We start from the raw sequence: 25,139 nt of genomic DNA, 5'->3' as shown, positions 1-25,139 counted from the left end.
GCATTTCGGAGCGGGGGAGGTTAGACACGGTCATGGCATCCAGCAGCCTATCCAAGCCTGATCCCCGGCGAAAGCCACCTTCCACCGGAACGCGTGTTTCGGTGCTCGTGCCGCTGCCTTTTCCGGGGCCGCTCGACTATCTGGCCCCCGAGCCACTTGAGCCGGGAGACCTCGTAACGGTCCCGCTGGGGCGTCGTGAAACCGTGGGTTGCGTGTGGGAAACCGATCGCACGCTGCCTGCCGATTTCGCATTGCCGGTCGGGCGTGAACTTCCGCTCGAACGTCTGCGTCCCGTTGTCGGGAAGCTGGATGTGCGCCCGCTCCCGCAGAGCCTGCGCCGTTTTATCGACTGGGTGGCGGCCTATACGCTCACGCCGCCTGGGCTGGTTCTGGCGATGGCGACGCGCATTCATCTGAAAGATGCACCCAAACCCACTCTGGGCTGGGTGCGGACGGAAGCGCCGGAAGGCGATCTGCGTATTACGCCTGCGCGCCGGTCCGTGCTGAATTTTGCGTCTTCCATACCCCTGAGCACTGCCGAACTGGGGGATCGCAGCGGGGCGAGTGCGGCCGTCATTCGCGGTCTCGCTACGGCCGGTCTGCTGCGGGAGGCCGTCATTGCTCCGGCTGCTCCGTTCGGTCTGCCGGACCCAGCGCATGGGGCGCCGAAACTCTCCGAAGAACAGGCTGAGGTCGCGCAGGAATTGTGCGGCCCCGTCGAGGCCGGGCGGTTTCAGGTTACGCTGCTGGAGGGGGTGACCGGATCGGGCAAGACGGAGGTTTATTTCGAGGCCGTGGCCGCCTGTCTGGCCAAGGGAAAGCAGGTGCTGGTCCTGCTGCCGGAAATCGCGCTGTCCGCCCAGTGGACGGACCGGTTCATCCGGCGTTTTGGGGCCGAACCTGCTGTCTGGCATTCCGATCTCGGGACCAAGAGGCGGCGCGAGACCTGGCGCGCCGTGGCGGAAGGCAGTGCCCGCGTTGTGGTGGGGGCTCGCTCGGCGCTGTTCCTGCCATTTGCTGATCTGGGCCTCGTCGTGGTGGACGAGGAGCATGAGAGCGCTTTCAAACAGGAAGAAGGCGTCATGTATCATGGGCGGGACATGGCGGTTGTTCGCGCCCGTCTGGCGGATGCACCGGCCATTCTCGTTTCTGCCACGCCCTCGCTTGAAACGCTCGCGAATGTGGAGAGCGGGCGCTACCGGCACGAACTCCTGACCGCGCGTCATGGTGGGGCGACCCTGCCGGATGTTTCACTGGTGGATATGCGGGCCGACCCGCCGGAACGTGGACTGTTTCTGTCGCCCAAACTCTGCACCGCCATTGATGAGACGCTGCAAAAAGAAGAACAGGCCATGCTGTTCCTCAACCGGCGCGGTTATGCGCCTCTGACGCTGTGCCGGGCCTGCGGGCACCGGATGCAGTGTCCGAACTGTTCGGCCTGGCTGGTGGAGCATCGGGCGCGAGGCATCCTGACCTGCCATCACTGCGGGCATAACGAGCGGATTCCGAAGGATTGCCCGGAATGTCATGCCGAGAATTCGCTTGTGCCCATCGGGCCGGGAATCGAGCGCATTACGGAAGAGGCCAAGCTGCGGTTTCCGGAAGCGAAACTGCTGGTGATGTCGTCCGATACGCTTGGCTCCCCGGCCGCCACGGCGGAGGCGGTGCGGAAGATTTCGGACGGTGAGGTCAATCTCATCATCGGCACGCAGATCGTGGCCAAGGGCTGGCATTTCCCGAAACTGACACTCGTGGGCGTCGTGGATGCGGATCTGGGGCTTGGAGGCGGGGATCTGCGGGCAGCCGAGCGGACGGTGCAGCTTCTGCATCAGGTTGCGGGCCGTGCGGGCCGAGCAGAGCATCGCGGGCGCGTGCTGCTTCAGAGTTATGTCGGCGAACATCCGGTCATGACGGCGCTGGTCTCCAACGATTTCCAGACCTTCATGGAGCAGGAAGCCGAGCAGAGACGGCCCTCGTTCTGGCCGCCCTACGGACGGCTGGCCGCGCTGATCGTGAGCGCGCCGAGTGCGGAGGCGGCGGACGCGCTGGCGCGTGAGATTGCGCTCTCCGCGCCGGAACGGGAAGGGGTGCAGGTTCTGGGACCAGCGCCGGCCCCACTCGCTGTCCTGCGTGGACGACACCGGCGAAGGCTGTTGTTACGGACGATGCGGGGCATTGCCGTACAGCCGATCCTGCGTCAGTGGCTAGGGGATATCAAACCCACGGGCGGAGCCAGGGTCGATATTGATATCGACCCTATTTCCTTCCTTTAAGGCTGGAAAAATCAGCCCTTGCGCTTGCGGAAGAACTCGACCGAAGCGGTGACGACCGCGATGACGGCCAGGATCTGCTGGAAATACGGGCGGAAACGCTTGGGTCCGAACGTCGCCATGGCAGTCATGCCGGCAAGGCCGATTTCACGGGCGCGCGTGGCTTTCTGACAGCAGGTCTTCATCTTGGAGCAGCAGCCCTTCTTGGCGCTGGTGTCTGCGATGGCGGTTTCGGGGGCGGGGGATGACTTGGTCATGGGGGATCTCCTGAAAAATGGAATCAGGGGATCAACACGCGACATTACAAGGGGTTGCCAGAGCAGCACGTGCAAGCCATGGCGCAGAGACGTCAGTCCTGCTGGCCGTCGCGGGCCTTTTCCAGTGTTTTGAGCTGCGTGTCGGAATCGGGGGATTTCGGGTTCAGAAGCAGCATCTGGTGGAACGCCCTCAGGGCGGCTTCGGGCTCGTGCCGGTCATGTTCGGCTTCCGCGAGCATGCCCCATGCGGTGGGGTCGCCGGGGTCGGCCTGAAGAACGACGCCCAGATCGGTGATCGCGCCGTTATTGTCCCCTGCTGCCAGCCGGATGGCCGCACGCTGACGGTAAAGGATGGGTTGGTCGGGCTGGATGGTGATGGCGGCGGTCAGATCGTCCTGGGCCTGCTGGAAATCGTGTTTTTCCAATGCATCATGCGAATCGCTGATGAGCATCTGCACGCTGCCGGTCAGGGCACGGCTGCGGAGGCCTTCCGCACGTTCGGAAATTTCGCCAGCCTGTTTTTCGTTCCCGGCCATGGCGAGCGCTTTTTCCGCATCCATGAGGCGGTCATGGAGCGTCTTGCGTGGCGGGCGGGGAGAGGAGGTGGGTGGTTTGGCAGCCGGAGACGCTGCGGGGCCGGGCGCGGCAGGATTTGCGGCGGGTGCGGCGTGAACTGGCAGAAAAGTCAGGGCCGGGCTACAAAGCAGAACGGCGCCAGCCATCAGCCAGCGCCGCCCGTCCGTCATCCGGCAGACCAAGGGGTTCAGCCCTGGCGAGCCTTCATGCGCGGGTTCTTCTTGTTGATGATGTAAACGCGGCCGCGGCGGCGGACAACGCGGCAGTCCTTGTCGCGGACCTTGGCGGACTTCAGGCTGTTGCGGATCTTCATGGTTGCAGGCTCTCGACGGGTAAGGCCCTTGCGGACCGGACAGCGGGCCGGAACGCCCGCGAAAGAATGGCTCCGATTACCCATCCCGCCCTGTAGAGTCAAGCTGACAAGCCATCCGTGTGGCGGAATTCCCTGATGCTGCCGATTTGCAACAACCTGCAACAGCGTCGTTCAGGGTCTTTGTCCGGCCGGGATTTTCTCCTAACGTCAGTTTCATGATCAAGCGCCATTCCCGCCCGGCCCTGCTGCTGGCTCTTCTTCCTCTCGCCGTCGCCCTTGCCGCGCCCGTGGCCGCAAGAGCGGATGACGGAGAGGCCAAGACCAACGACGACGATCCGACGATCAACCAGCAGGGTTTCGCCATCAACAAGATCCTCCGGGTTCTCCAGACCAATCCGGATGCCGCGGGCGACTCCTGCATCAACGCGCTCAAGGAAATGCATCAGGCCCAGACGGCCCTGGGCAAGGAAGAGGGCATTGATCCCGAACACAATCAGGATATCGGCGTTGCGCGCGATGTCCTGTCCTCTGAAATGGAGGATGTCACGAATATGTGTGGTGCCGATGCGCGGACCTACTGCCGCAAGGCCACCACACATCCTGACCCCAAGCTGACAGCGGCCTGCAACGCCCTGCCCGCCGAAGAAGACTGAGTGGCGCGCTCTGGCAGAGGGATCGGGACCGTCTGTCAAAACATGTCCAGAAGATTCGAGGACTAACTTTTCCAGTCCGCTGCTCTTAAGGTCGGAAGTCTGATTCTGGTAACGAGGGCCGTGGGACTGTTTCTGATGAAGTCTGTGTCGGGTGGGGAGCATCGCTCTTGACCGCTGCACTACAGTCAGTCTTCCGTCCCGGATGGGTCCAGTTCAGTCTCAGAACATGGTCTGCACTTGTGCTGGCGCTGGGAACGGCCTTCTGGTCCCAGCTTGATTCACCCGCCAGTGCGGGTGTGACGGTCATGATCCTCGCGCAGCCTCTGCGGGGACAGGCGCTGTCCAAGGCGTTTTACCGTCTGGCCGGGACCGTGCTTGGTGTCGGTGTTTCTATCATTCTCGTTGCGATGTTCAATCAGGAGCGCGCCCTGTTTCTCGGCGGCGCGGCCCTGTGGATTGCGGCCTGTGCGTTTGTGGGATCGCTTGAGCGCGATTTCCGCTCCTACGGCGCGCTGCTGGCGGGATATACCGTCGCACTGGTGGCGCTCCCGACCATGGATGATCCACAGAACATCTATCCTGTCAGCATCGCGCGTGCGTCTGATATCGCCATCGGCGTTGCGTCCATTGCGGTCGTAAACATTCTCTCCGGGTCCCCCGAAGCCTGGCGCAGGCTTTCGAAGGCCATGGAGACGCTGTCGCATCGCGTGCGGCAGACCGGCAAATCCGCCATCATGGGCGATCCGATCGCGACGCCTGAGCAGATGATCGGGCTGAGCGGCGAAATTCTCGCGCTCATGACCCAGATTTCCTATGCCAGAACGGAAGTCGAGCGCGGGCGTCTGCGGATGGCGGGCGCGCGGCTGGGCATCATCGGCATGCTCACGGTTCTGACCACGAGCCGTGCGATTGCGTGGCTGCTGGAGACCGGCGGCATTTCCGATCTCCTGATCCGTCATGTCCGGGCCTGGCACGAGCGCTCCGAGGACGGCACGACCCGTCTTGAGACGATGGACACGATTCTGGATAAAATCCGGGCGGAAGACCCGGATTTTGTTCCCTCTGCCCGCGAGGCGTGGTTTCTGGAACGGTGTTCGACGCTTCTCAGCAACCGGCTGCATATCCGTACCGGCATGAACACCCTCCTGCGCGCCACACCGGCGGGCGATGCGCTCAAACTGGCGCAGCTTGCGAGCAATCCGGATTACGTGACGGCCTTCATCAACGCCATGCGCGTGCTGCTGGGCTTCAGCGTTGCGGCGGCTCTGTGTCTGGCCTCCAGCATTCCGGCCTCCGTGACATCCCTGTCCCAGACGGCGCTGGTTCTGACGCTGGCCTCCACCGCGATCGACACCGCGGAGTTCGGCAAGGGCGCCATCATCGGGATGCCCGCCGGTATTCTCGTGGCGGCGTGGCTGGATTTCATGATCCTGCCGCATGTGGGCAGCATGCTGAGCCTTGCGCTGGTGTTGCTGCCGCAGACCGTGATTTCCTGCCTGCTGCTGATGAACCCGAAGACCAATGCCATCGGCTTTAACTATGGCGTGTTCTTTCTGGTGTTCATCGCGCTCGGTAACCATCACAACTACGATCCGCTGGCCTTCATCACGCGCAATACATTCTATGCGATGGCGGCCGTGCTTTCTTTTGTGCTGCTGGTGCTGCTCTGGCCGCCGACCGCGCGGCGGCACCGGTTCCGGCTGGCGGTCTCCATTGCCCATGATCTGGAACTGCAGCTTGCCGGGCATGGCGAGCGGATGGGGCCGCCGCTTCTGAGCCGGAAATATGAACGCCTGAGCCAGTTCCTGATGTGGACGGACCGGTTGAAGGATCCGGGGCTGCGCTCCCGGCGGGTTTTCAACCGTTTCGTCGCGCTGGAGGATTTTTCCAGCACCATTGCCCGCGTCCGGCATTATCTGGATGACGCCGCGCATCTTCCCGGCCTCAAACCCATGGTCCGCCATGTGCGGCGTCTGCTGGCACATGACAGGCTCGGTCTTCTGGAAGCTGAAATTCCCGAGCTTCAGGCCATGTTTTACGAGCGGCTTTCAGACGGCATCCGCGAGGAGCAGTCCATGATCATCAACTGTATCGGCGGTCTGGAATCGGTGCGGACCATGGTGCGTCTGAACCGCTCGGCCGTGCATCACTATGGAATAGGACGCAAGCGATGGTGACGACACAGGTCGTTGACCTTGATGGCGTGCTGGTTTCGGCCTTCGTCATCAATCTGGCGCTGGCCCTGCTGACACTGGCCGTTCTGCGCTGGATTCTGGCCTGGTTTGATCTGTGGCGTTTCGTCTGGGATCCGCCTCTGGCCCAGTTCGGCATCCTGATCTGTCTGATCGGCCTTTACACCCTGATCCTCTGACCTTTTCCTGTCCCGAACCGAACCCAAGGTGACCGTCCCGTGCTTTCCAGTGCCCATCGCCTGATCCGCCTGACCATCACGCTCTGCATCCTTGCAGTGGCGGCGCTTGTGGTCGTCATTCTGTGGGATTACTACACCGCCTCGCCCTGGACGCGGAACGGACAGGTGCGCGCGCAGGTCGCCAATATCGCGCCGCGCGTTTCGGGACAGATCATCGAGGTTCTGGTGAAGGACAACCAGTTTGTCCACAAGGGGGAGGTGCTCTACGTCATCGACCCGTTCGATTTCAAGGTGGCGCTGGAGACGGCCAAGGCCCATGTGGCCGAGCGCAAGGCCGATCTGGAATTCCGCCTCGTGCAGTCCCAGTGGCGCAAGGCCATTCCCGGCACTGCCGTTTCAGTCGAGGAAAAACGGCAGTACGAAGCGCTTTCGCAGCAGATGCAGGCCCAGTACGCCGCAGCCGAAGCCGCGGAGCATCAGGCCGAAATCAACCTTGAGCGAACGCAGGTCCGCAGTTCCATCGACGGCATCGTGACCAATCTTATCATGCGGCCCGGCGATTTCGCTACCGCCGGTGTGGTCAACATCCACATCATCGACACCAGCTCCTACTGGGTGGACGGTTATTTCGAGGAAACCAAGGTCCATGATCTTGATGAGGGCGATCTCGTTCGCATGGATCTGATGGGGTATCACGATCCGCTGTTCGGGCATGTCGAAAGCATCACGCGCGGTATCGCCAGCAATAACGCGCAGGTGAACAAGCAGGGCCTGCCGGAAGTGGATCCGGTCTATACCTGGGTGCGTCTGGCACAGCGTATTCCGGTGCGCGTGAAGATCGACAAAATCCCGGATGACCTGACGCTGGCTGCCGGCATGACGGCGACCGTGACCGTCGTGTCGGAAGAGGGCAACCGCCGTCACCGCTCCACCCACGCCGCCTTCCAGCATTTCGGTGACGATATCCGGCATCTGTTCGGCCACAGATAAGGATTTTGGAATAAAAGTTTTTGGTGAAGCTTTTTTCAAAAAGCTTCGGCGTTCTCCGCCTTTTTGTAAAAAGGTGGAACCCAAAAACTTTTATTCGTCTGGTCTTTTCAGGGCCGGTCGATGGCCCAGATGGCGAAGGCCTGAACGAGGGCGACTTCTTCCAGACGTTTGAAACGGCCGGATGAGCCGCCGTGGCCGGCTTCCATGTTGATGCGGCACAGGAACGGGCCGCCGGACGTGACTTCGCGCAGTTTGGCGATCCACTTCGCGGGTTCCCAGTACGTCACGCGCGGATCGGACAGACCACCCATTGCCAAAACCGGCGGGTAGGTTTTGGCGGCGATGTTGTCATAGGGCGAATAGCTGGCGATCAGGTCATACGCGTCCGGGTCTTCCAGCGGGTTGCCCCATTCCGGCCATTCCGGCGGCGTGAGCGGCAGGGAGACGTCGGACATGGTGTTGAGCATGTCGACGAACGGCACCTGCGCGGCAATGCCTGCGAAAAGCTCGGGCGCCATGTTCGTGATCGCTCCCATCAGCAGACCACCGGCCGAGCCGCCCTGCGCGACGATGCGTCCGGCTGAGCCGTAGCCTTCCGAGACGAGATGTCGGGCGCAGGCAATGAAGTCGATGAAGGTGTTGGGCTTCTTCGTCCCGCGACCGTCAAGGAACCAGTTCCAGCCCTTTTCGGAGCCGCCACGGACATGGGCGATGGCGTGAATCCAGCCCCGGTCCACCAGACTGAACACGGTCGTGGAAAAATCTGCGTCCATGGCAATGCCGTAGGAGCCGTATCCATACAGAAGCAGGGGTGCTGAGCCGTCCAGAGCCTGACCTTTGCGCATCAGGACCGTGACGGGAACCTGTGCGCCGTCTGGCGACGTTGCGAACAGGCGGCGCGTTTCGTAGCGGCTTGCATCATGGCCGGACGGAACCTCACGGATCTTGCGCAGAATGCGCTCCCCGCTTGCCATGTCGTAATCGTACCAGTGTGCCGGATTGGTGGGGGACTGGTAGATGTAGCGCAGGATCGGAGCGTCATATTCCAATGTGCCTAGCATCGTCAGGTCATAGGCTGCTTCGTCCATCCCGATGGCTTTCGCCTGCGCCCGGACATCGCCCTGCGTGCCTTCGGGCACCACGAGGATATGAATGTTCCCGTCCCGTCGTTCGGCCCAGGCGAGATGCCCGCGCGAGGCACTGGCGCCCAGCAGGTAGTGGCCCTCACGATAGGGCACGAAGGGCGTCCAGTTCTCGCGTCCCGTGGCCGTGTCGGGCGTCTGCATGAACTGGAAGTCCACGGCGCCACCGGCGTTGGTCAGGATGATGAAGCGGTCGTTCCAGTGCGTCAGGGAATAGCGCTCGCCCCGCACCAGCGGTGCTGCCACGACGGGCAAGGCCGTCGGGTCGGAAGCCGGGACGAGCAGCGTTTCGTTCGTATCGTGGTCGCCGCGTTCGATAACGATCCATTGGCGGGAAGCGCTGACGCCGATGCTCAGGAAGAACCCCGGATCGGTTTCGTCGAACACCAGAACATCCTCGCCCCCCGTCAGAGGGCGGCGATAGATCTTCGAGGGGCGGCCATTGTCGTCGCGGTAAATCCAGAACAGCCACTGGCTGTCCGGAGAAATGGCGAAGCTGCCCGTGGTGCTGGGGACGGGTTCGGCGCAGAGCGTGCCTGTTTCCAGATCTTCGACCTGAATGCGATAGACCTCGGAGCCCTGAATGTCCTCCGCATAGACGAAATAGCGGTGATCGGGGGAGTGGTCCGTCTGCGAGAGCGCGTAATAGTCATGCTGTTTGGCCAGAGCGTCGGCGTCGAGCAGAACCTGTTCCGCGCCGCCGCCGCGTGGGGAACGCACCCGCAGCGGATGCTGGGCACCGTCTTCGAAACGGACGGAATATTCCCACGGGCCGTCAGGAACCGGGACCGAGGATTCCGCAGGTGGAATACGGCCGATCATTTCCTGAAGCAGCGTCTCGCGCAGCGGCTCCATCCCGGCCAGAACGGCTTCCGCATAGGCGTTCTCCGCCTTCAGATGCGTGGTGATATCTTCACGCAGAACGGACGGGTCCCGCAGGACCTGCTGCCAGTTCTCGTCCTTCATCCAGGCATAGGAATCCGTGCGCGTGCGGCCAAGCTGCGTGGTGCTCAGTGGCTCACGACGGGCGACGGGAGGAACGGGTGCGGCGGAAGGGGCATCGGGGCGCTGTGACATGACCAAACTGTGACGCAGAAACGCCCGGCATTCAATCGGCCTTTGACTGGAAAAGAAGCCCTCCCAAGAAACTGCGACTGGTCTCAAGTGTTATTCAAGGCAACGGAGCATTCTTCAGGACGCTCCAGACCGGATGAATTCTGTTTCTCCTTTTGGGGTGCAGACAGGACATCCTGTGATGTGGAAAGAAGAGTATCATGATTTCAAGCAAGTATTTTGCTGTTCTTGCTGCCGCTGGCCTGAGCATTTCCGGTGCAGTCGTCGCCCAGACAGTGCCACAGGTTCCGCAGAGCAGCCCTGCAATGACCATTCCCGCCGGAACGCAGGCCCGGCTGCCTGGCGCTCATGTTCAGGCCGTCGCGGGCGGTAAGAATGTCCTGAGCGCTGCGTCGCCGGGCGTTCTGGGTGCTGATGGCCTCCCCTCCATCGAGGGCGCACAGGCTGGCAATGTCGCCGGTCTGACCTACTACTGTACGCACCATAAGCTGGTGCTCGGAACGTCTCCGATCGTTGCGGCCCGCAACATCGCCAAGCGTCCGGATGTCCACAGTGACGAGTTCTACTCGCTGGGTGGCAAGGGCCTGCTTCAGATGACGGACGGCAACGTCTTTGACATCGGCACCCTCTCCAAGGACAAGCGCGTCACGACGTGCAATGACCTTGTCAAGAAGGCCCAGTCTTTCAAGTAATTGATCCGACCCACAGGTCTGCAATGAAAAACGCCCCGGCTGTGATGGCCGGGGCGTTTTTTGTGTTGTGACGTCCTGCAAGATTCAGGCCGCGAGCTTTTCCATGAGGGCCAGACCTTCGGCGCTTCCCAGAACTGCGGCCTTTTCCTGACGGGAGAGGCGCTCTAGGGCGATCTGGAGCGACGGAGCTTCCCGCAGCTTGAGCAGACCCACCAGCAGATGGGCGTCAATCGGACTGCCGGGGCTGCGGGGCGGGGGCAGGGCGCCTTCATGGGCGTTGAGAAGGGTCGCGTTCTGCCGGAGGGCGGCAAAGGCTTCTTCCGGCGGCGCATCGGGGGCGTGGGCTGCGCGTTCACGCGCGGCGTCGTTTGCGGCGGCGAGCTGAAGGATCGGCGGAGGGGCGGTTTCCTCCTCAATCAACAGAAGCCCGGCACGACGCAGGCCCAGCCCGACGTCCCGGCTCGCCGTCAGCGCGGCCAGCGGGATGGCGAGCACCAGTCCGAGCAGCACTGGCGTCATCCACAGGAACAATGCCTGCGAGACAGACCATGCCGCAACGGCCAGAAGCAGGCCGAACACGGTGTAGATCCAGTAGCCGTGCGCAACGTCTTTCAGCGAAACCCGGCCATCGTCGCGGTTCTGTGCATTCCATCCCGAGTCCCGGCCCAGCAGGATCGAAATGACGCCAGACGTCTGGATCAGCATGGCAATCGGGGCGATCAGGCCACCGATCAGGGTTTCCAGGACGATGGAGACTGCGAGCCGGAAGACGCCGCCCGAACCTTTCAGGGCCGCGCGATCGAACATCATGGCAATGAACGCCAGAGCCTTCGGTGCCAGCAGGATGCCCATCGTCCCGATGAAAACGAGCTTGGCCTGCACGGGATCGACGCGCGGCCAGTGCGGATAGAGCGTTGGCTTCGAGCCGAAATATTCGGGATGGTAGAAATGCGACTGGAGCGAAATCAGGATGCCGAACAGCAGGAACAGCAGCCAGAGCGGGGACATGATGTAGGAGCCGATCCCCGTCAGCATGTGAACGCGGCTGACCCAGTGCATGCCCTTCGTGCCGAGGATCTTGCTGTGCTGCAGATTGCCCTGACACCAGCGGCGGTCGCGGATGGCGACGTCCGTGAGTGATGGCGGGCTTTCTTCATAGGAGCCGAACAGTCCCGGCACCATGTGAATGGCCCAGCCGCCACGGCGCATGAGCGCGGCTTCCACGAAGTCATGGCTCAGGATATGCCCCCCGAATGGCGGGCGGCCCTTCAGATGCGGCAGTCCGGCCTGTTCGGCGAAGGCCTGCGTGCGGATGACGGCGTTATGGCCCCAGTAATTGCCTTCTGAGCCATGCCACCAGGCAATGCCATGCGCGATCAGAGGCCCGTAGACGCGGCCAGCAAACTGCTGCATTCGGGCAAAAAGCGTGCGGCCACCGACGATGACGGGGAGCGTCTGGATCAGGCCCACGCCGTCATGCTGTTCCATGGCCGCGGTGATCCGGACGATCAGACTGCCATCCATCACGCTGTCTGCATCGAGCGTGAGCATCTGCTGGTAGGAAGCGCCAAACCGCGTCACCCAGTCGCCCAGATTGCCGGCCTTGCGGTCCGTATTCTTGTGACGCCGGCGATAGAAGACGCGCTTTTCGCCGTTCGTGGCTTTGCGGAATTCAAGGAAGGCGCGCTCTTCCTGCACCCAGACGTCCGGGTTGGTCGTATCGGACAGGATGAAGAAATCGAAAGCGTCGATCTGTCCCGTCGCCAGAATGCTGTCATGGATGGCACGCAAACCTGCGAGAACGCGCGCCGGGTCCTCGTTGTAGGTCGGCATCAGGACGGCCGTGCGGTTTTTCAGTTCCGGCAGCGGCCCGGTCCGGTGGATGCCAAGCCCAAGACCGCCCCGCCGGATCAGCGAGAGGAAGCCGCCGAGGCAGGACATGAAAGACAGGGCGATCCAGAAGGCGAGGATGGCGAACAGGATCAGGATAACGACACCGAGCGCCGAGACGCCCAGTGAGTTGAAAACCTGATTGATCCTGTAAATTCCGTAGCCTGTCAGCAGCATTGCGCCACCAAAGACGAACAGACGGCGTGCCCACAGGAACGATGGCGTCGTCGGCAGCGGATCGAAGGAGCGGCCATGACGGTCCGGCTGCTGCTGAAGGTTCTGCGGCTTCATCGCCAGCGGCGCTTCAGGCGGCAGGAACGGAGCAGCTTCCGGGGCAGGGGCAGAAGACAATTCGGTCACGGCGTCCAACGATACATCCATTTTTCTGAAACCGGACCCTGATCATTGGCGAGCTGGGCCTGAAGTTCGCATGTCTTCGCATCACCCGGCACGAATTCGAAGGTCGCGCGCCAGCCCTGGATTTCCGGATTCGGTTCGACGACCACATTGCGGATCGTGCCGGGGGCGGCCTGCGAGATCAGATGGAAATTCGTGCCCTGTGGGACGTTCTGGAAGGGCGCGCCCGTAAAGTCGATCGCGAAGAAGCGGGCGTCCGGATGGTCGGTTACGCTCCCGATCCGCGTTGCTGCCACGCGCGCCATCTGTGTTGGCCAGGGCGCGTCCCAGCCCCAGTACATCCGGTAGATGTAGCTGTATTCCTGACCGCCCTTCATGGGCTGTTTGGGGCGCCAGAACGAGACGATGTTGTCGTTGACCTCGTTGGGGGTGGGGATCTCCACCAGATCGACGGCGCCGTCGCCCCAGTTGCCGATCGGTTCGATCCAGAGCGAAGGGCGTTTCTGGTAGTTGAGCGCCAGATCCTCGTAGTCGTGGAACGAGCGCTTGCGCTGCATCAAGCCGAAACCGTGCGGGCTGCTGTCCGCGAAGGCCGAGAACTGGAGGTCGGTCGGGTTGATGAGGGGGCGATAGAGCTGCTGACCCGCGCCCGTCCAGATCTGGAGGGCTTCGCTGTCATGCGCGGCCGGGCGCCAGTCATCGACGTGATTGCGTTCGTTCGCGTCGAAATAGAACATGCCGGTCAGCGGTGCGATACCGGCCTCCGTGATGTCCTGCCGTGGGAACAGCGAAGACTGGACGTCGAAGACGGTCGTATCGCCAGGACGGATGGTAAAGCGGAACGCGCCTGCCAGAGAGGGGCTGTCGAGCAGCGCGTGAATGACGATGGACTCCACGCCCGGTTCCGGTTTCTCGATCCAGAATTCCCGGAACAGGGCGAATTCCTCGCCTTTGGGATTGCCGGTGCCGTTCGCGAAAGCGCGGGCTGACAGACCGTAATTCTGGCCCTTGGCCACCGCCCGGAAATACGATGCGCCGAGGAAAACCGCGCATTCTTCCATCATGCCCGCCGTGTTGATGGCGTAGCGCAGACGCAGGCCGGAGAAGCCGAGATCGTCCGTGACGCGCAGAACGGGGTTCCCATAGGTGAAGAGGTCGGGATCGTAGGGAATGGGCGTGGACTGCCCACCGGTGACCTCGTTCATGCCGATCCGCGGCTTGTAGAGGAAACCGCGCGGGAAGAATTCCACGTCGAACGCCAGATTCTGGCCGTGCCACAGGGCCTTGTCGGGATTGAAGGCAATGCTGCGGAACTGGTCGAAATCCATGTTCGCAATGGCACTGGGGAGGGTCTGTGACGGCGGGGAATAAGGCTTTTTCGACAGGCGCTGCGCCAGAAGCCGAACCGTTCCGTCGTCAAACGGCGTCGCCTGCGGGGCAGGGGTGCCAGCGGGTTTGGTGCCGGCCTGAGGAGCTGTGGCCAGAGGAGCAGTGGACTGGGCATGGGCCATACGGGAGGCTGTTCCCAGAAGGGTCAGTCCGGTCCCAAGCTTGACCAGATCACGGCGCAGGATACTCATACTTTTCCCAATATCCCAGTTTCTGTCGGCATCTCCGAAACGAAGCCCGATGTTCCAGCGATACGCCGGAAGCCTTGCGTTGCGAAGAGTCCTTCTATGACGAAGATGCTATTTCACAAGGGCTGACGCGGCCTTTTTATGGCATGCGTCCGAGATGACACATTATTGTGAAATCTGTTGCTGCAAGACATCAAGTAACGGAACGTGACCGGATAATCCGGATATGACTGTTTCCGTTATCGCGTCAAGCTGCGGAACCCGGAACAGGATATGCGTTTTGCCAAAGCGTGCGATATCGCGTTCATTGCCTGGATTGGGCGGCCCAACCGGAACCACCCCCAGAACCGGAAGACCGCGCCGGCGCAGGGCTTCAAGGCTCAGAAGGGTATGGTTGATCGTCCCCAGCCCGCTGCGCGTGACCAGAACGACCGGCAGATCTAGACGCCCGATCAGGTCTACGATCATCATGTCTTCACGCACCGGCACCATCAGCCCGCCCGCGCCTTCCACGACAAGCGGTCCCGATACCTGAGGCAGGACGAGCCGTCCCGGATTGACCGTCACGTTTTCCAGATCGCCTGCCGCCAGCGGAGCGAGCGGGGCCTGAAACGCGTAGGCAGGCGGGATGATGCGGGACGGAGGCAGGCCGGCCAGATTCCGCACGGTCGGCGTATCGCCGTCCTCGTCCGCAAGTCCGGTCTGGAGCGGTTTCCAGTAAGTGGCGTTCCAGGCGCGGCACAGAATGGCGCTGATGAGAGTCTTGCCGATGCCGGTATCCGTTCCCGTGACGAAGACGCCACGCTGCCAGTTCGTCGAGATATCCCTCATGGCTCTGTTCTTTCCGTCTTTATGAACGTCCCGATGCCGATCCGGTAGGTGACGCTGGACCCGCTCTGATCAAAATGCCGCATGGCCCGGCGCAGGGCCGCGATGCTGGCCGGCGTGCTGTCCTGGCGGGGCAGGGACGCCCCGATCTGCCGCAGACCCCGCAGGAACGCCCGCGCGCTGCCGACAGGATCGTGCAGGGTCAGCACCTCCCATGTCCCCACACCGCTGCCGGGCCATTCCGCTTCCACGGTCGGGACGGACGGATAGTCCGGCACGCCGCAGGGCGCGCCTTCCGCCAGACAGGCCTGTTTCCATTCGTCCAGACTGCCCTGCAGGAGGGTCGTGACCATCAGCCGCCCCTGTGGCGCGAGCAGGTCGCAGAGCCGGCGTAACCCCTCGGCTCTGTTGGAAAACCATTGCAGACACAGGCTGGAGGCGATCAGGTCGAACCGTCCCGAAACGTCAGGATGTTCGGCGTCCATGACGTGAAAACGGATGGATTTTTCAGCAAGGTGCTGCCTGGCCCGTGCGATCATGCCGGGAGCCAGATCGCTCGCCAGCAGGGAGGCCTGCGGGAAATGGTCGGTAAGCCGGGCTGTCAGGAAGCCCGTTCCACAGCCAAATTCCAGAATGGAGGCGGGTGTCTGCTCCGCCGTTGCCGTCTGGATGCGCTCCATCAGAGCGGTGACGCAGCGGCGCTGGATATGCGCGGCGGCGTCATAGCTCTCGGCTGCGTCGAAGCGCGCGGCGATGCTGTTGCGGCGCAGGGTGGCGTCGGGAACGTCAGGGCGCGTCATCGAGCCTCCGTCGCACGAAGTCCGCGCAGAGGCCGGGGTGGGTGAGGGGCAGGAGATGGCCGCCTGCGACCCGTTCTCCCGGTGATGCAAACCCGGCCTGTGAGGCTCCGAATGGATCGTCCGTGCCCGTCATCCAGTGCAGCCTGTTTCTCCAGTCCGCTGCCCGCGTTTGACGGTCCTGATGCTGAAGCGCCTCCAACCCCCGGTCCAGCGCGTCCACATCCGGCGCACCGGGGAGGGGCGCCTCTGTTCCGCAAAGGGCCCGAAAATCGTGCAATACGGCGACCGGATCGCGTTTCAGGCGTGCGCGCATCCGCGTCAGAACCCGTTCGGGTGTGCCGTCGGGGAAATCGGCGGCGGCGGTGAAACGCGGAAAACCGTTGAAAAACACCAGCCCCTCACATCCCGGCAGATCCTGCCCCAGCAGCGCCAGCGATCCGGCGGAATGACCGATCGCCAGATACGGCATGTCGGGCAGGGCAGGGCGGTGGGCGGCGCCAAAATACCCGCAATCCACGACCTGCGCACTCACATTCGGCAGATGCGCCAGCAGTGGTGCCCAGAAGGACGCATCGAAGCCCCAGCCGTGAACGAGATAGAGCGCGCGTGTCATGCAACGTCTCTTGTCAGAGCGGTGACGGCCTGTCCGAGGCGTTCGATTGCGGCATCCTCCAGCCCGGCGTGGAGTGCCAGCCGCAGCCTTGCGGTTCCTGCGGGGACCGTCGGCGGGCGGATGGCTACGGTCAGGAACCCGGCGTCCTCAAGTCGGGCGGCCACCGTCATGGCGCGTTCGGACTCCCCGATCAGCACGGGCACGATCTGGGTCGTGGAGTCCGCCGTGGACAGTCCAGCGTCGTGCAGCATGGTCCGAAGCCCCTCTGCCTGTCCGAGCAGCCGGGCGCGTTCTGCGTCCAGACCGGGTATCACATCCAGCGCCGCATCAATTGCGCCCAGAACCGCAGGGGGCAGGGCCGTGCTGTAGATGAAGCCCGAGGCATGGTTCGCCAGATAGTCGCAGAGCGGTTTCGAGCCCGCGATATAGGCGCCCATCCCGCCCAGCGCCTTGCTGCATGTGCCCATCGTCAGATCGGCCATCCCACAGGACAGGCCCCGACCTTTCGGTCCCAGAACGCCGGTCGCATGGGCCTCGTCAATATAAAGAAACGCGCCCGCCTGGTCCGCCAGCGCCCGCAGCGCCGGAACGTCTGCCCGGTCTCCGTCCATGGAGAACACGCTCTCCGTCACGATCATCCGCAGGCCGGGTTTTTCGGCTTCACGAGCCAGAAGGCTTTCCAGATGGGACAGGTCGTTGTGCCGGAAGCGGATCTGCCGCACGCCTGCCGCCGCGCAGCCATGATGCAGGCTGGCATGGTTCAGGCGGTCCGAAAACACCAGCATCGACGCGCCTGTTCGGGCGACGGAGAGTGCACATAGAGCGGGCATGATGGACGCATTGGCCTGCCAGCCTGACGCAAACAGGATCGCGTCCTCACAGCCCTTGAAGGCTGCCATTTTCGTCTCGACCTGCCGGTGCAGGTCCAACGTTCCGCTGACCAGCCGGGAGGCGCGCGCGCCTGTCCCGAAGCGCAGCGCCCAGTCCGCTGCCCGTTCACGCAGCAGGGGGTGATCCGCCAGCCCGAGATAGTCGTTGGACGACACATCCAGCATCCGCCGCCCGCCGCGGACGATCATGCCGTCCTGCCGGACCACCGGGCGCAGGGTCCGGCGTGTTCCGGCAGCTTCACGTTCGGTCAGGGCGGCTGTGAAATGGTTGTCGAACAGGCTCATGCGGCCTCCCGCAACACGTCCGCGATGGCTGTCGTCAGGCGTGTGACTTCTTCGGGTGTGATCGTAAAAGCGGGCGTCAGATAGACGATGTTGCGGAAGGGCCGGATCCAGACGCCACGTTCCACAAAGGCACGGCGCAGGGCGTCGGGATCGTCCAGCGTTTCAAGCTCCACCACGCCGATTGCGCCGAGGACACGCACGTCCTTCACGCCGGGCAGCGTTCGACAGGGCTCCAGTTCCCGCGCAAGCTGGGCCGAGATCGCCGCCACCTGCTCCAGTCTCGGCTCGGAATCGAACAGGTCCAGCGAGGCGTTGGCGACCGCGCAGGCCAGTGGATTGGCCATGAAGGTCGGCCCGTGCATCAGGGCGTGCCCGGCGCTGTCGGACAGGAACGCTTCGAAGACATGCCGCCGGGCTACGGTGGCCGCCAGCGCCATGGTGCCGCCCGTCAGAGCCTTCGAAAGGGCTACGATATCCGGCACGATCCCGGCCTGTTCGCAGGCGAACATTGTCCCTGTGCGGCCGAAGCCGGTGAAGATTTCGTCGAGAATCAGCAGGATGCCATGCCGGTCGCACAGTTCGCGCAGACGTTGCAGAATCTCCGGGTCATGGAACAGCATCCCGCCTGCGCCCTGAACCAGCGGCTCCGTGACCATCGCTGCGATGCTGTCGCCGCGTTCCGCCAGCAGGGCTTCAAGCCGCACCAGACTGTCCGCATCCACGGGCAGATCGGCCAGAACCTGTTCAGGCAAGACGCCGGCGAACAGGCTGTGCATGCCTTCCTCGGGGTCGCAGATGGACATCATGCCCAGCGTGTCCCCGTGATACCCGCCCCGGAAAGACAGGATCTTTGTCCGGCCCGTGGTTCCGCGGTTGATGTGGTACTGCACGGCCATCTTGATCGCGACTTCCATCGCGACCGATCCGGAATCGGTGAAGAACACGCGCTCCAGATCCCCCGGCAGCATCGCCGCCAGCCGCGCAGCCAGACGGATGGCCGGTTCGTGCACCATCCCGCCGAACATCACATGGGGCATCTGCCCGGCCTGACGGGCCAGTGCTTCATGGATGTGCGGGTGGCTGTAGCCGTGACACGCCGTCCACCAGGCGGCCACGCCGTCCACAAGCTCGCGACCGTCCGCGAGCGTGATCCGGCTGCCGGAGGTGCGGACGGCTTTCACAGGGAAAGGGGCTGTCTGCATCTGGGTGTAGGGCAGCCACAGATGGGGCAGGTCAGCGGCAGTGTGGGAAGCGGAAGGAGCTTTGCGAGACATGGTTTGCGTTTTCCCGCATGGCCGGGGGTGAGTCCATCCCCCGCGCCCTGTGGGGCCCTGGGGAAGTGGCAGGATCGTTCCGCAGACGGCACGCCGTATCATAAAAAGGTCACGTTCCATTAAGCAACGATGTGGCATGAGCCCCGTTAGTGACGCGTTCCGGATCGGTGGAGCCCAGAAGCCGGGCCCGTGTGGAACGTAGAAACATTCTGTGCTCCCGACGCGGGAGCCATGACGAGGTTGAAGACCAATGCTGAGTTCCAAGGTCATTCATGTTGATGGCGTCTTTCTGGGAACGGCCATCATGTGTGGAAGCCTGAACACCCTGCGGTTTTATGCAACGCATGAAAGCGTGCGCGCGCTGCACAATGCCTGCATGCCGGATTTTGGCGCGCTTTATGCCCAGGTCAAAAGCCTGTTCAACCGCAGTCGGCTGCTGACGCCCCAGCCCGCCTGATCTGTCGTTCTGTGGCGCATCAGGTGCCACAGAAGGTGTTTTTTACCTGCTCATGAGCCGCCGGTGGCGTCTCAAACCCGTCCGTCCCGTCTTTGAAGGGATGTGACAGCGCTTCGGTCAGACGATGGAACGGCGCAAAATCGCCCGTCACGGCTGAGCGGATCATCTCCTCGATCCGGTGATTGCGCGGAATGATGCGCGGATTCGTGGCCTGCATGTCGGCATGGCAGGCCTCTGCGGAGCGCTCTTCCCGATCCAGCCGCGCCTGCCAGTCCCTGATCCACTCTTCAATCTTCGAGTCCGGCCCGAACAGCGACACGATGTCCTCAGTCCGTCCGCTTCGTACGGCGTCCCCAAGTCTGCGGAATGTGAGCGTGAAATCCGCCTCTCCGCGATGCATGGCCGTCAACAGTCGCCCCGTCAGCCGGGCATCCCCGTCTTCTTCCAAAGCCAGCCCCAGCTTTCTGCGCCAGCCGCTGAGATAGGTTTCGTTGAAGACGCCATCAAAGCGCATCAGCACGCTTTTGGCCTGTTCAACAGCCCTTTCATGGTTGGAGTCCAATAGCGGCAACAGTGTCTCCGCCAGCCGTCCGAGGTTCCACAGGGCCATGTCGGGCTGGTTTCCGTAGGCATAACGACCGTTCTGGTCGATGAAGCTGAAAACCTTTGCTGGATCATAGGCATCGAGGAAGGCGCAGGGGCCGAAATCAATGGTTTCGCCCGCGATGGACATGTTGTCCGTGTTCATGACGCCATGAATGAACCCCACCAGCATCCACCGCGCCACCAGGTCCGCCTGACGTGCCGTGACGGCGTCCAGCAGCGCCAGATAGGGATTTTCGGCCTCCGACAGCTCCGGATACAGACGCCCGATGACGTGATCCGCGAGGATGCGAACGCTCCGTGTGTCTCCCTGTGCCGCAAAATACTGGAACGTTCCGACCCGCACATGGCTGGACGCGATCCGCACGATGACGCCGCCGGGCTGCATCGTCTCGCGCATCACGCTTTCGCCCGTTGTCAGGGCGGCCAGCGCGCGCGTGGTCGGAATGCCGAGCGCGTGCATGGCCTCGCTCACCACATATTCCCGCAGGACCGGCCCCAGAGCCGCCCGTCCGTCCCCGCGTCGTGAAAACGGCGTCGGCCCGGAGCCTTTGAGATGGATGTCCCGGAGCCGCCGCGCCCGATCCGTGACTTCTCCGACCAGCATCGCCCGTCCGTCTCCGAGGCTTGGGACGAAATGCCCGAACTGATGCCCCGCATAGGCCATTGCGACCGGAGGCGCGCCATCGGGGCGGCTTCCCTGACCCAGAAACGCCAGTCCCGCCGGGCTGCGGAGCCAGTCCGGGTCCAGCCCCAGTTCCCGCGCCAGAGGCTCGTTCAGCGCCACGACCTGCGGATTGCGGAGCGGCGTTGGGGTGAGGGGGGCGGAAAACTGTTCGGGCAGGGACGCATAGATGCGGGAGAGCTGCATCGGAGATCCAATCAGGACTGGAAAAGTCTGTCTTTAGATGGCCCACGCAGGTCCAAAAGGAAAGACCCGTCCTCCGGGTTCAGCCCCGGAAGTCATCCGGAAAGCAGTGCTGCTCCAGAAGCCCCGTCAGCCAGTCCGTAAAGACCTCGAGCCTGCGGGAAAGATGTTTTCTGTGAGGGAAGAGCAGCGTCATCGGTAGCGGCGCGGCCCGCCATTGCGGCAGGACGTCCACGAGTTCTCCACGGCGGAGATGGGGCAGGACGTCATAGGCCGGAAGCTGTGCGAGGCCGAGCCCGGCCAGACAGCAGGCAACCGCCCCTTCCGCGCTGTTCACCGTCACGCGTCCCTGAACCGCGCGGTTTTCTTCCCGCCCGTCCCGCTCCCATTCCCAGGCCTCGATCCGCCCGGTGGAAGGGGAGGCATAGAGAACGGCCTGATGGGCCGACAGGTCATCTGGCGTCCGGGGAATGCCGGAGCGCTCCAGATAGGACGGGCTTGCGACGTTGAAGACCGGCAGAAGGCCGAGCCTGCGTCCGATCAGGCTGGAATCCTGCAGGGGGCCGACCCGGAGCACGCAATCCGTTCCGTCTTCGGCCAGATTGATGCTGCGATCCGTCATTCCGAGCTCAATATCCAGCCCAGGATACTGCTCCAGAAACGCGGGCAGGGCGGGGGCGACCACCAGCCGCCCGATCCGGCTGGGCAGGTTGACCCGCACATGGCCGCGGGTCTGCGAGCTGTGGAGGCGGAACTGGTTTTCGGCCTCTTCGAAATCGCCCAGAAGCCGCAGCGCCGTCTGCTGAAACATCTGCCCGTCATCGGTGAGGCGGACCGAACGTGTCGTGCGGGCCAGCAATTGCGTGCCGAGCCGGTTTTCCAGCTCCTGAATGGCTGTCGAGACTGTGGAGCGGGGCATCTGGAGCGTATCGGACGCATGCGTGAAGCTGCCGCTTTCCGCAACCCGGATGAAAATGCGGAGCAGGTCGATCCGGTCCATGATTGCTCCGTGTTTGTTCGAAAATTCTGACAGATGATATCAGAATTTCAGACTTTTTCGGGATTTACCGACAAATCATAGTCCCTGTCATCATCCATCATCGCGAGGACATCCTCTCATGGCCGATCACAGCATCAAGGGAAAAACCGCTCTCATCACGGGGGGCGCCAAAAATCTCGGCAGGCTGATTGCTCTGGACCTTGCCGCTCAGGGCGCGGCCGCCATCGCCATTCATTACAACAGCGCCGCCACGAAAGCGGATGCGGACGCAACGGTGGCGGCGCTCACGGAACGGGGTGTTCAGGCACGGGCGTTTCAGGCCGATCTGACCACCGCAAGCGCGAATTCCAGACTGTTCGAAGAGGTCGTCACAGCCTTCGGAAAGCCGGATATTGCGATCAACACCGCCGGAAAAGTCCTCAAGAAGCCGATCCTCGAGACATCCGAGGAAGAATATGATGAGATGTTCGCGGTCAATGCGAAGGCAGCCTATTTTTTCATCAAGGAAGCCGGACGTCATCTGAACGACAACGGCAAACTGCTCACGATCGTCACGTCCCTGCTGGGCGCCTACACGCCGTTCTATTCAACCTATGCCGGTTCCAAGGCTGCCGTCGAGCATGTGACGCGCGCGGCGTCGAAGGAGTTCGGAAGCCGCGGCATTTCCGTCAATGCCATTGGGCCGGGCCCGATGGACACGCCGTTCTTTTATGGTCAGGAAGCGCCGGAAGCCGTGGCTTATCACAAGAGCGCAGCAGCCCTCTCGTCGCTGAGCCGCACGGGTCTGACTGATATTGAAGACATTGTTCCGATCGTCCGTTGCCTGGTGTCGGACGGCTGGTGGATGACCGGACAGACTATCCTGGTCAATGGTGGCTATACGACGAAGTAATGGGTTTTCGGCATTGCGGGTACAGGAAAAACACACCTGCAAGACTGGACTGTTCCTGAAGCTGTTAATGAGTTTTTGATCCTTCTGGACTATGCTGGCGTCAGGTATTTTTCCGTTCCGGCCTGTAGGGGTGGTGACGGAAAAGAGAGTCTTCTCTATTCATGAGAAGACGAACTGGCGTTCCTGCCTTTGGTGCCGCCCTTTGGTCCGCCCTTGGCGCGACAACAGCATAGAGGACATTTCGTGGAGCATACCCAGAGCTTGTCAGGCCCGGGCGGAAGAGTCAGTCCGACCGTCATCCGGCTTTATGCCGTGCTGGCCGCAGCCCGTTATCACGGCCTGGAACTGGATATCCGCGATTTTGCGGCCGAGCCGGGGGAGGATTCACCGTCCCCCGCCACTCTGGCGAGATGGTTGAACGATCAGGGCGCCGTCGCCAAGGGGATGCGTCTTCGGTGGCGCTACCTGGTCAAGATCCGCAATGCCCCGCCTGTCGTCCTGATGTTCAAGGACGGGTCGGCCGGTCTCATGGTCCGTGCCGATGCCGAAAAGGGCGTGGTCTGGCTGCGTGATCCGATGGGCGGAGACGGGGATGCGCCGGTTCCGGTCGATGAACTGCGGCTCATGCAGGTCTGGACCGGCGATGTCCTGCTGGTCAAACGCCGCCGGGATGAATCCGAGGCCGACGCCAAGTTCGACCTGCTGTGGTTCGTCAAAATGGTGCTCCGCGAAAAGCAGATCATGCGGGACATCGCTTTTGCCTCGATGGTGCTGAGCATTCTTCAGGTCTTTCCGCCGCTGATCGTGATGCAGGTTGTCGACCGGGTGGTGAATTACCATTCCATGGCGACCCTCATCTCGCTGAGTGGGTTTGTCATCATCCTGTCGTTCTATGAAATCCTGCTGACCTATGCCCGGCGCGAGCTTTCCCTGATTCTCTCCACCCGTCTGGATGCCCGGATTTCGCTGCATGCCTTCAACCGGCTGCTGGCCCTGCCGCTCGAATTCTACGAACGCGAACAGACGGGTGAAATTCTTGGCCGGTTCATGGCCATTTTCAAGGTCCGGGACTTTCTGACCGGCCAGCTGATGACAACCCTTCTGGATCTTTTTACGCTTGTCGTGATCCTTCCCGTACTCTTCGTCATCAGCGCTACCCTTGCCTGGATGACACTGGCTGCGGCCGGATGCATCGGTCTTATCGTGGTGATCTTCCTGCCCCCCGTCACGCGGACCATCGGCCGGCAGGTTTTTGCGGAAATGAAGCGTGGCTCTGTCCTGTACGAGACGGTGGCCGGTATCCGGACGGTCAAGACACTCGCCCTGGAATCAACGCGACGCGAGATCTGGGATGACCGGACGGCCGAAGTGGTCCGCTGGAAGCTGGCGGCCGGACGCATGAGCAGCTGGCCGCAGACGCTTGCCATGCCGTTTGAAATTTTCATCAACCGCGGCATCATCCTGATCGGTGCCTACCTGATTCTCACGAATGCAAGTTCAATTCAGGCTGGTGCTCTGATGGGCTTTATGATGCTGGGCGGGCGGGTTGCCAGTCCGCTGGTCAATCTTGCCAGACTGATGGAAGCATTCAACGAAGTCAGCGTTTCTCTTGGCGAGGCCGGAACGGTTCTGAACCAGCCTACGGAAACCAAGGCGCTGACAAGTGGGATGCGCCCCGTCATCAAGGGCGCGCTGTCTTTCGCGAGTGTCGATTTCGCATATCCGGGATCGACCAGCAAAGCCCTGAACGATGTGACGTTCGATATCCCGGCGGGAACGATGCTCGGTCTTGTGGGACGCTCAGGGTCCGGCAAGTCGACGATCACCCGTCTGTTGCAGGGTGTGAGCCGCAATTATACCGGTTATCTGCGTCTTGACGGTGTGGATCTGCGGGAAATCAATCTGACTCATCTGCGACGTTCGTTCGGTGTGGTGCTTCAGGACAACTTCCTGTTCCGCGGTACCATTCGCGACAACATCACGGCTGGCCGTCCGGGACTGACGATTGACGACGCCATCCGCGCCGCCCGTCTTGCAGGCGCAGAAGAGTTCATTGAACGCATGCCTGCCGGTTACGATACATGGATCGAGGAAGGTTCGACCAATATTTCCGGTGGACAACGGCAACGGCTTGCAATCGCCCGTGCGGTCATCAGTGATCCGAAGCTCATGATTCTCGACGAGGCGACTTCGGCTCTGGATCCGGAATCCGAAGCGCTCGTGAACGCCAATCTGCAGCGGATCGGCAAGGGTCGTACGATGGTGATCGTCTCCCACCGTCTGTCCTCGCTTGTGAACTGTCATCAGATCGCCGTTATGGACAAGGGCAAACTGGTCGATATCGCACCGCACAGGGTTTTGCTCGAACGCTGCGAGATCTACCGCATGCTCTGGCTCCAGCAGAACCGGCACATGACAGACAACGACGTTCCTGGCTCTGCCGGGCAACTGACTGAAGGAGAGTAAT

General features: G+C 62.3%; 22 protein-coding genes. 9 read left to right on the top strand and 13 right to left on the bottom strand.

Going from position 1 to position 25,139, the window contains the following annotated elements; all coding sequences use genetic code 11:
* Nucleotides 1–32 precede the first annotated feature (32 nt).
* Nucleotides 33–2,273: a primosomal protein N' gene (locus A0U94_RS11285; protein WP_077803950.1), complete on the top strand. Its 2,241-nt coding sequence runs from the start codon at nt 33–35 to the stop codon at nt 2,271–2,273.
* Nucleotides 2,274–2,284: 11 nt separating this feature from the next.
* Here the strand turns inward: A0U94_RS11285 and A0U94_RS11280 are convergent, their stop codons facing one another.
* The 3 genes from A0U94_RS11280 to ykgO all read right to left on the bottom strand — a co-directional run bounded on the left by A0U94_RS11280 (nt 2,285) and on the right by ykgO (nt 3,416).
* Nucleotides 2,285–2,527: a hypothetical protein gene (locus A0U94_RS11280; RefSeq protein ID WP_077803421.1), complete on the bottom strand. Its 243-nt coding sequence runs from the start codon at nt 2,525–2,527 to the stop codon at nt 2,285–2,287.
* A 92-nt stretch (nt 2,528–2,619) separates the two neighbouring features.
* Nucleotides 2,620–3,249, bottom strand: a complete 630-nt coding sequence (locus A0U94_RS11275) for a tetratricopeptide repeat protein (RefSeq protein ID WP_208611639.1) — start codon at nt 3,247–3,249, stop codon at nt 2,620–2,622.
* A 41-nt stretch (nt 3,250–3,290) separates the two neighbouring features.
* Nucleotides 3,291–3,416, bottom strand: a complete 126-nt coding sequence (gene ykgO / locus A0U94_RS11270; RefSeq protein ID WP_007281615.1) for a type B 50S ribosomal protein L36 — start codon at nt 3,414–3,416, stop codon at nt 3,291–3,293.
* A 215-nt stretch (nt 3,417–3,631) separates the two neighbouring features.
* On the opposite strand from ykgO, the gene A0U94_RS11265 reads away from it, so the two are divergent.
* From A0U94_RS11265 to A0U94_RS11250, 4 genes are all read left to right on the top strand, one after another.
* Nucleotides 3,632–4,069: a hypothetical protein gene (locus A0U94_RS11265; RefSeq protein WP_062027413.1), complete on the top strand. Its 438-nt coding sequence runs from the start codon at nt 3,632–3,634 to the stop codon at nt 4,067–4,069.
* A 167-nt stretch (nt 4,070–4,236) separates the two neighbouring features.
* On the top strand, nt 4,237–6,246 hold the full coding sequence (locus A0U94_RS11260) for an FUSC family protein (RefSeq protein WP_062108044.1): 2,010 nt from the start codon (nt 4,237–4,239) through the stop codon (nt 6,244–6,246).
* Nucleotides 6,240–6,440: a DUF1656 domain-containing protein gene (locus tag A0U94_RS11255; RefSeq protein ID WP_062027417.1), complete on the top strand. Its 201-nt coding sequence runs from the start codon at nt 6,240–6,242 to the stop codon at nt 6,438–6,440. The genes A0U94_RS11260 and A0U94_RS11255 overlap by 7 nt, the downstream gene beginning before the upstream one ends.
* Nucleotides 6,441–6,479: 39 nt before the next feature.
* Nucleotides 6,480–7,430, top strand: a complete 951-nt coding sequence (locus A0U94_RS11250) for an efflux RND transporter periplasmic adaptor subunit (RefSeq protein ID WP_062027419.1) — start codon at nt 6,480–6,482, stop codon at nt 7,428–7,430.
* 107 nt (nt 7,431–7,537) lie between these two features.
* On the opposite strand, the gene A0U94_RS11245 is transcribed toward A0U94_RS11250, so the two are convergent.
* Nucleotides 7,538–9,649, bottom strand: a complete 2,112-nt coding sequence (locus A0U94_RS11245; RefSeq protein ID WP_077803419.1) for a S9 family peptidase — start codon at nt 9,647–9,649, stop codon at nt 7,538–7,540.
* Between the two features lie 197 nt (nt 9,650–9,846).
* Between A0U94_RS11245 and A0U94_RS11240 the strand changes: the two genes are divergently transcribed.
* Complete coding sequence (locus A0U94_RS11240) at nt 9,847–10,338, top strand: DUF2501 domain-containing protein (protein WP_077803418.1); 492 nt, start codon at nt 9,847–9,849, stop codon at nt 10,336–10,338.
* 84 nt (nt 10,339–10,422) lie between these two features.
* Here A0U94_RS11240 and mdoH read toward each other — a convergent pair whose 3' ends face one another.
* The 7 genes from mdoH to A0U94_RS11205 all read right to left on the bottom strand — a co-directional run bounded on the left by mdoH (nt 10,423) and on the right by A0U94_RS11205 (nt 18,852).
* Nucleotides 10,423–12,609, bottom strand: coding sequence for a glucans biosynthesis glucosyltransferase MdoH (mdoH, locus tag A0U94_RS11235; protein WP_062108050.1), 2,187 nt, complete (start codon nt 12,607–12,609; stop codon nt 10,423–10,425).
* On the bottom strand, nt 12,585–14,165 hold the full coding sequence (locus tag A0U94_RS11230) for an OpgD/OpgG family glucan biosynthesis protein (protein WP_077803417.1): 1,581 nt from the start codon (nt 14,163–14,165) through the stop codon (nt 12,585–12,587). Before A0U94_RS11230 ends, mdoH begins: the two co-directional genes overlap by 25 nt.
* Nucleotides 14,166–14,327: 162 nt before the next feature.
* Nucleotides 14,328–14,993 carry a dethiobiotin synthase gene (bioD, locus tag A0U94_RS11225; RefSeq protein WP_077803416.1) on the bottom strand — a complete coding sequence of 222 codons (666 nt, stop codon included), beginning with the start codon at nt 14,991–14,993 and terminating at the stop codon, nt 14,328–14,330.
* Complete coding sequence (locus A0U94_RS11220) at nt 14,990–15,790, bottom strand: methyltransferase domain-containing protein (RefSeq protein ID WP_077803415.1); 801 nt, start codon at nt 15,788–15,790, stop codon at nt 14,990–14,992. The genes bioD and A0U94_RS11220 overlap by 4 nt, the downstream gene beginning before the upstream one ends.
* Nucleotides 15,777–16,403, bottom strand: a complete 627-nt coding sequence (locus A0U94_RS11215) for an alpha/beta hydrolase family protein (RefSeq protein ID WP_077803414.1) — start codon at nt 16,401–16,403, stop codon at nt 15,777–15,779. The genes A0U94_RS11220 and A0U94_RS11215 overlap by 14 nt, the downstream gene beginning before the upstream one ends.
* Nucleotides 16,400–17,578, bottom strand: a complete 1,179-nt coding sequence (locus A0U94_RS11210; protein ID WP_077803413.1) for an aminotransferase class I/II-fold pyridoxal phosphate-dependent enzyme — start codon at nt 17,576–17,578, stop codon at nt 16,400–16,402. The genes A0U94_RS11215 and A0U94_RS11210 overlap by 4 nt, the downstream gene beginning before the upstream one ends.
* Entirely contained in the window at nt 17,575–18,852 is a 1,278-nt protein-coding gene (locus A0U94_RS11205) for an adenosylmethionine--8-amino-7-oxononanoate transaminase (protein WP_077803412.1), read from the bottom strand. The genes A0U94_RS11210 and A0U94_RS11205 overlap by 4 nt, the downstream gene beginning before the upstream one ends.
* A 250-nt stretch (nt 18,853–19,102) precedes the next feature.
* Here A0U94_RS11205 and A0U94_RS11200 point away from each other — a divergent pair, with 250 nt between their 5' ends.
* Nucleotides 19,103–19,309, top strand: a complete 207-nt coding sequence (locus A0U94_RS11200; RefSeq protein WP_062027824.1) for a hypothetical protein — start codon at nt 19,103–19,105, stop codon at nt 19,307–19,309.
* A 19-nt stretch (nt 19,310–19,328) separates the two neighbouring features.
* On the opposite strand, the gene A0U94_RS11195 is transcribed toward A0U94_RS11200, so the two are convergent.
* Both A0U94_RS11195 and A0U94_RS11190 read right to left on the bottom strand, forming a co-directional pair.
* Nucleotides 19,329–20,783 (bottom strand): protein adenylyltransferase SelO, encoded by a 1,455-nt coding sequence (locus A0U94_RS11195; protein WP_077803411.1) that lies wholly within the window; start codon nt 20,781–20,783, stop codon nt 19,329–19,331.
* Between the two features lie 79 nt (nt 20,784–20,862).
* On the bottom strand, nt 20,863–21,780 hold the full coding sequence (locus A0U94_RS11190; protein WP_077803410.1) for a LysR family transcriptional regulator: 918 nt from the start codon (nt 21,778–21,780) through the stop codon (nt 20,863–20,865).
* Nucleotides 21,781–21,898: 118 nt separating this feature from the next.
* On the opposite strand from A0U94_RS11190, the gene A0U94_RS11185 reads away from it, so the two are divergent.
* Both A0U94_RS11185 and A0U94_RS11180 read left to right on the top strand, forming a co-directional pair.
* The gene (locus tag A0U94_RS11185) at nt 21,899–22,672 is read left to right on the top strand and encodes an SDR family oxidoreductase (RefSeq protein ID WP_077803409.1); all 774 of its coding nucleotides are present in this window, start codon (nt 21,899–21,901) and stop codon (nt 22,670–22,672) included.
* Nucleotides 22,673–22,987: 315 nt separating this feature from the next.
* Nucleotides 22,988–25,138 carry a peptidase domain-containing ABC transporter gene (locus A0U94_RS11180; protein WP_062108131.1) on the top strand — a complete coding sequence of 717 codons (2,151 nt, stop codon included), beginning with the start codon at nt 22,988–22,990 and terminating at the stop codon, nt 25,136–25,138.
* Nucleotide 25,139 lies beyond the last annotated feature (1 nt).

Source organism: Gluconobacter albidus (genome assembly GCF_002005485.1).
GTDB lineage: Bacteria > Pseudomonadota > Alphaproteobacteria > Acetobacterales > Acetobacteraceae > Gluconobacter > Gluconobacter albidus.
Note: the sequence above shows the minus strand (reverse complement) of the source record. Positions and strands in the feature narration are given on the sequence as shown.

Bases quoted from the DNA above. Each gene is read 5' to 3' on its own strand.
- A0U94_RS11280 (WP_077803421.1), bottom strand. From the start codon at position 2,527: ATGACCAAGTCATCCCCCGCCCCCGAAACCGCCATCGCAGACACCAGC.
- A0U94_RS11205 (WP_077803412.1), bottom strand. From the start codon at position 18,852: ATGTCTCGCAAAGCTCCTTCCGCTTCCCACACTGCCGCTGACCTGCCC.
- A0U94_RS11245 (WP_077803419.1), bottom strand. From the start codon at position 9,649: ATGTCACAGCGCCCCGATGCCCCTTCCGCCGCACCCGTTCCTCCCGTC.
- A0U94_RS11215 (WP_077803414.1), bottom strand. From the start codon at position 16,403: ATGACACGCGCGCTCTATCTCGTTCACGGCTGGGGCTTCGATGCGTCC.
- A0U94_RS11210 (WP_077803413.1), bottom strand. From the start codon at position 17,578: ATGAGCCTGTTCGACAACCATTTCACAGCCGCCCTGACCGAACGTGAA.
- mdoH (WP_062108050.1), bottom strand. From the start codon at position 12,609: ATGGATGTATCGTTGGACGCCGTGACCGAATTGTCTTCTGCCCCTGCC.
- ykgO (WP_007281615.1), bottom strand. From the start codon at position 3,416: ATGAAGATCCGCAACAGCCTGAAGTCCGCCAAGGTCCGCGACAAGGAC.
- A0U94_RS11275 (WP_208611639.1), bottom strand. From the start codon at position 3,249: ATGGCTGGCGCCGTTCTGCTTTGTAGCCCGGCCCTGACTTTTCTGCCA.
- A0U94_RS11265 (WP_062027413.1), top strand. From the start codon at position 3,632: ATGATCAAGCGCCATTCCCGCCCGGCCCTGCTGCTGGCTCTTCTTCCT.
- A0U94_RS11220 (WP_077803415.1), bottom strand. From the start codon at position 15,790: ATGACGCGCCCTGACGTTCCCGACGCCACCCTGCGCCGCAACAGCATC.
- A0U94_RS11195 (WP_077803411.1), bottom strand. From the start codon at position 20,783: ATGCAGCTCTCCCGCATCTATGCGTCCCTGCCCGAACAGTTTTCCGCC.
- A0U94_RS11240 (WP_077803418.1), top strand. From the start codon at position 9,847: ATGATTTCAAGCAAGTATTTTGCTGTTCTTGCTGCCGCTGGCCTGAGC.
- A0U94_RS11230 (WP_077803417.1), bottom strand. From the start codon at position 14,165: ATGAGTATCCTGCGCCGTGATCTGGTCAAGCTTGGGACCGGACTGACC.
- A0U94_RS11200 (WP_062027824.1), top strand. From the start codon at position 19,103: ATGCTGAGTTCCAAGGTCATTCATGTTGATGGCGTCTTTCTGGGAACG.
- bioD (WP_077803416.1), bottom strand. From the start codon at position 14,993: ATGAGGGATATCTCGACGAACTGGCAGCGTGGCGTCTTCGTCACGGGA.
- A0U94_RS11255 (WP_062027417.1), top strand. From the start codon at position 6,240: ATGGTGACGACACAGGTCGTTGACCTTGATGGCGTGCTGGTTTCGGCC.
- A0U94_RS11285 (WP_077803950.1), top strand. From the start codon at position 33: ATGGCATCCAGCAGCCTATCCAAGCCTGATCCCCGGCGAAAGCCACCT.
- A0U94_RS11185 (WP_077803409.1), top strand. From the start codon at position 21,899: ATGGCCGATCACAGCATCAAGGGAAAAACCGCTCTCATCACGGGGGGC.
- A0U94_RS11190 (WP_077803410.1), bottom strand. From the start codon at position 21,780: ATGGACCGGATCGACCTGCTCCGCATTTTCATCCGGGTTGCGGAAAGC.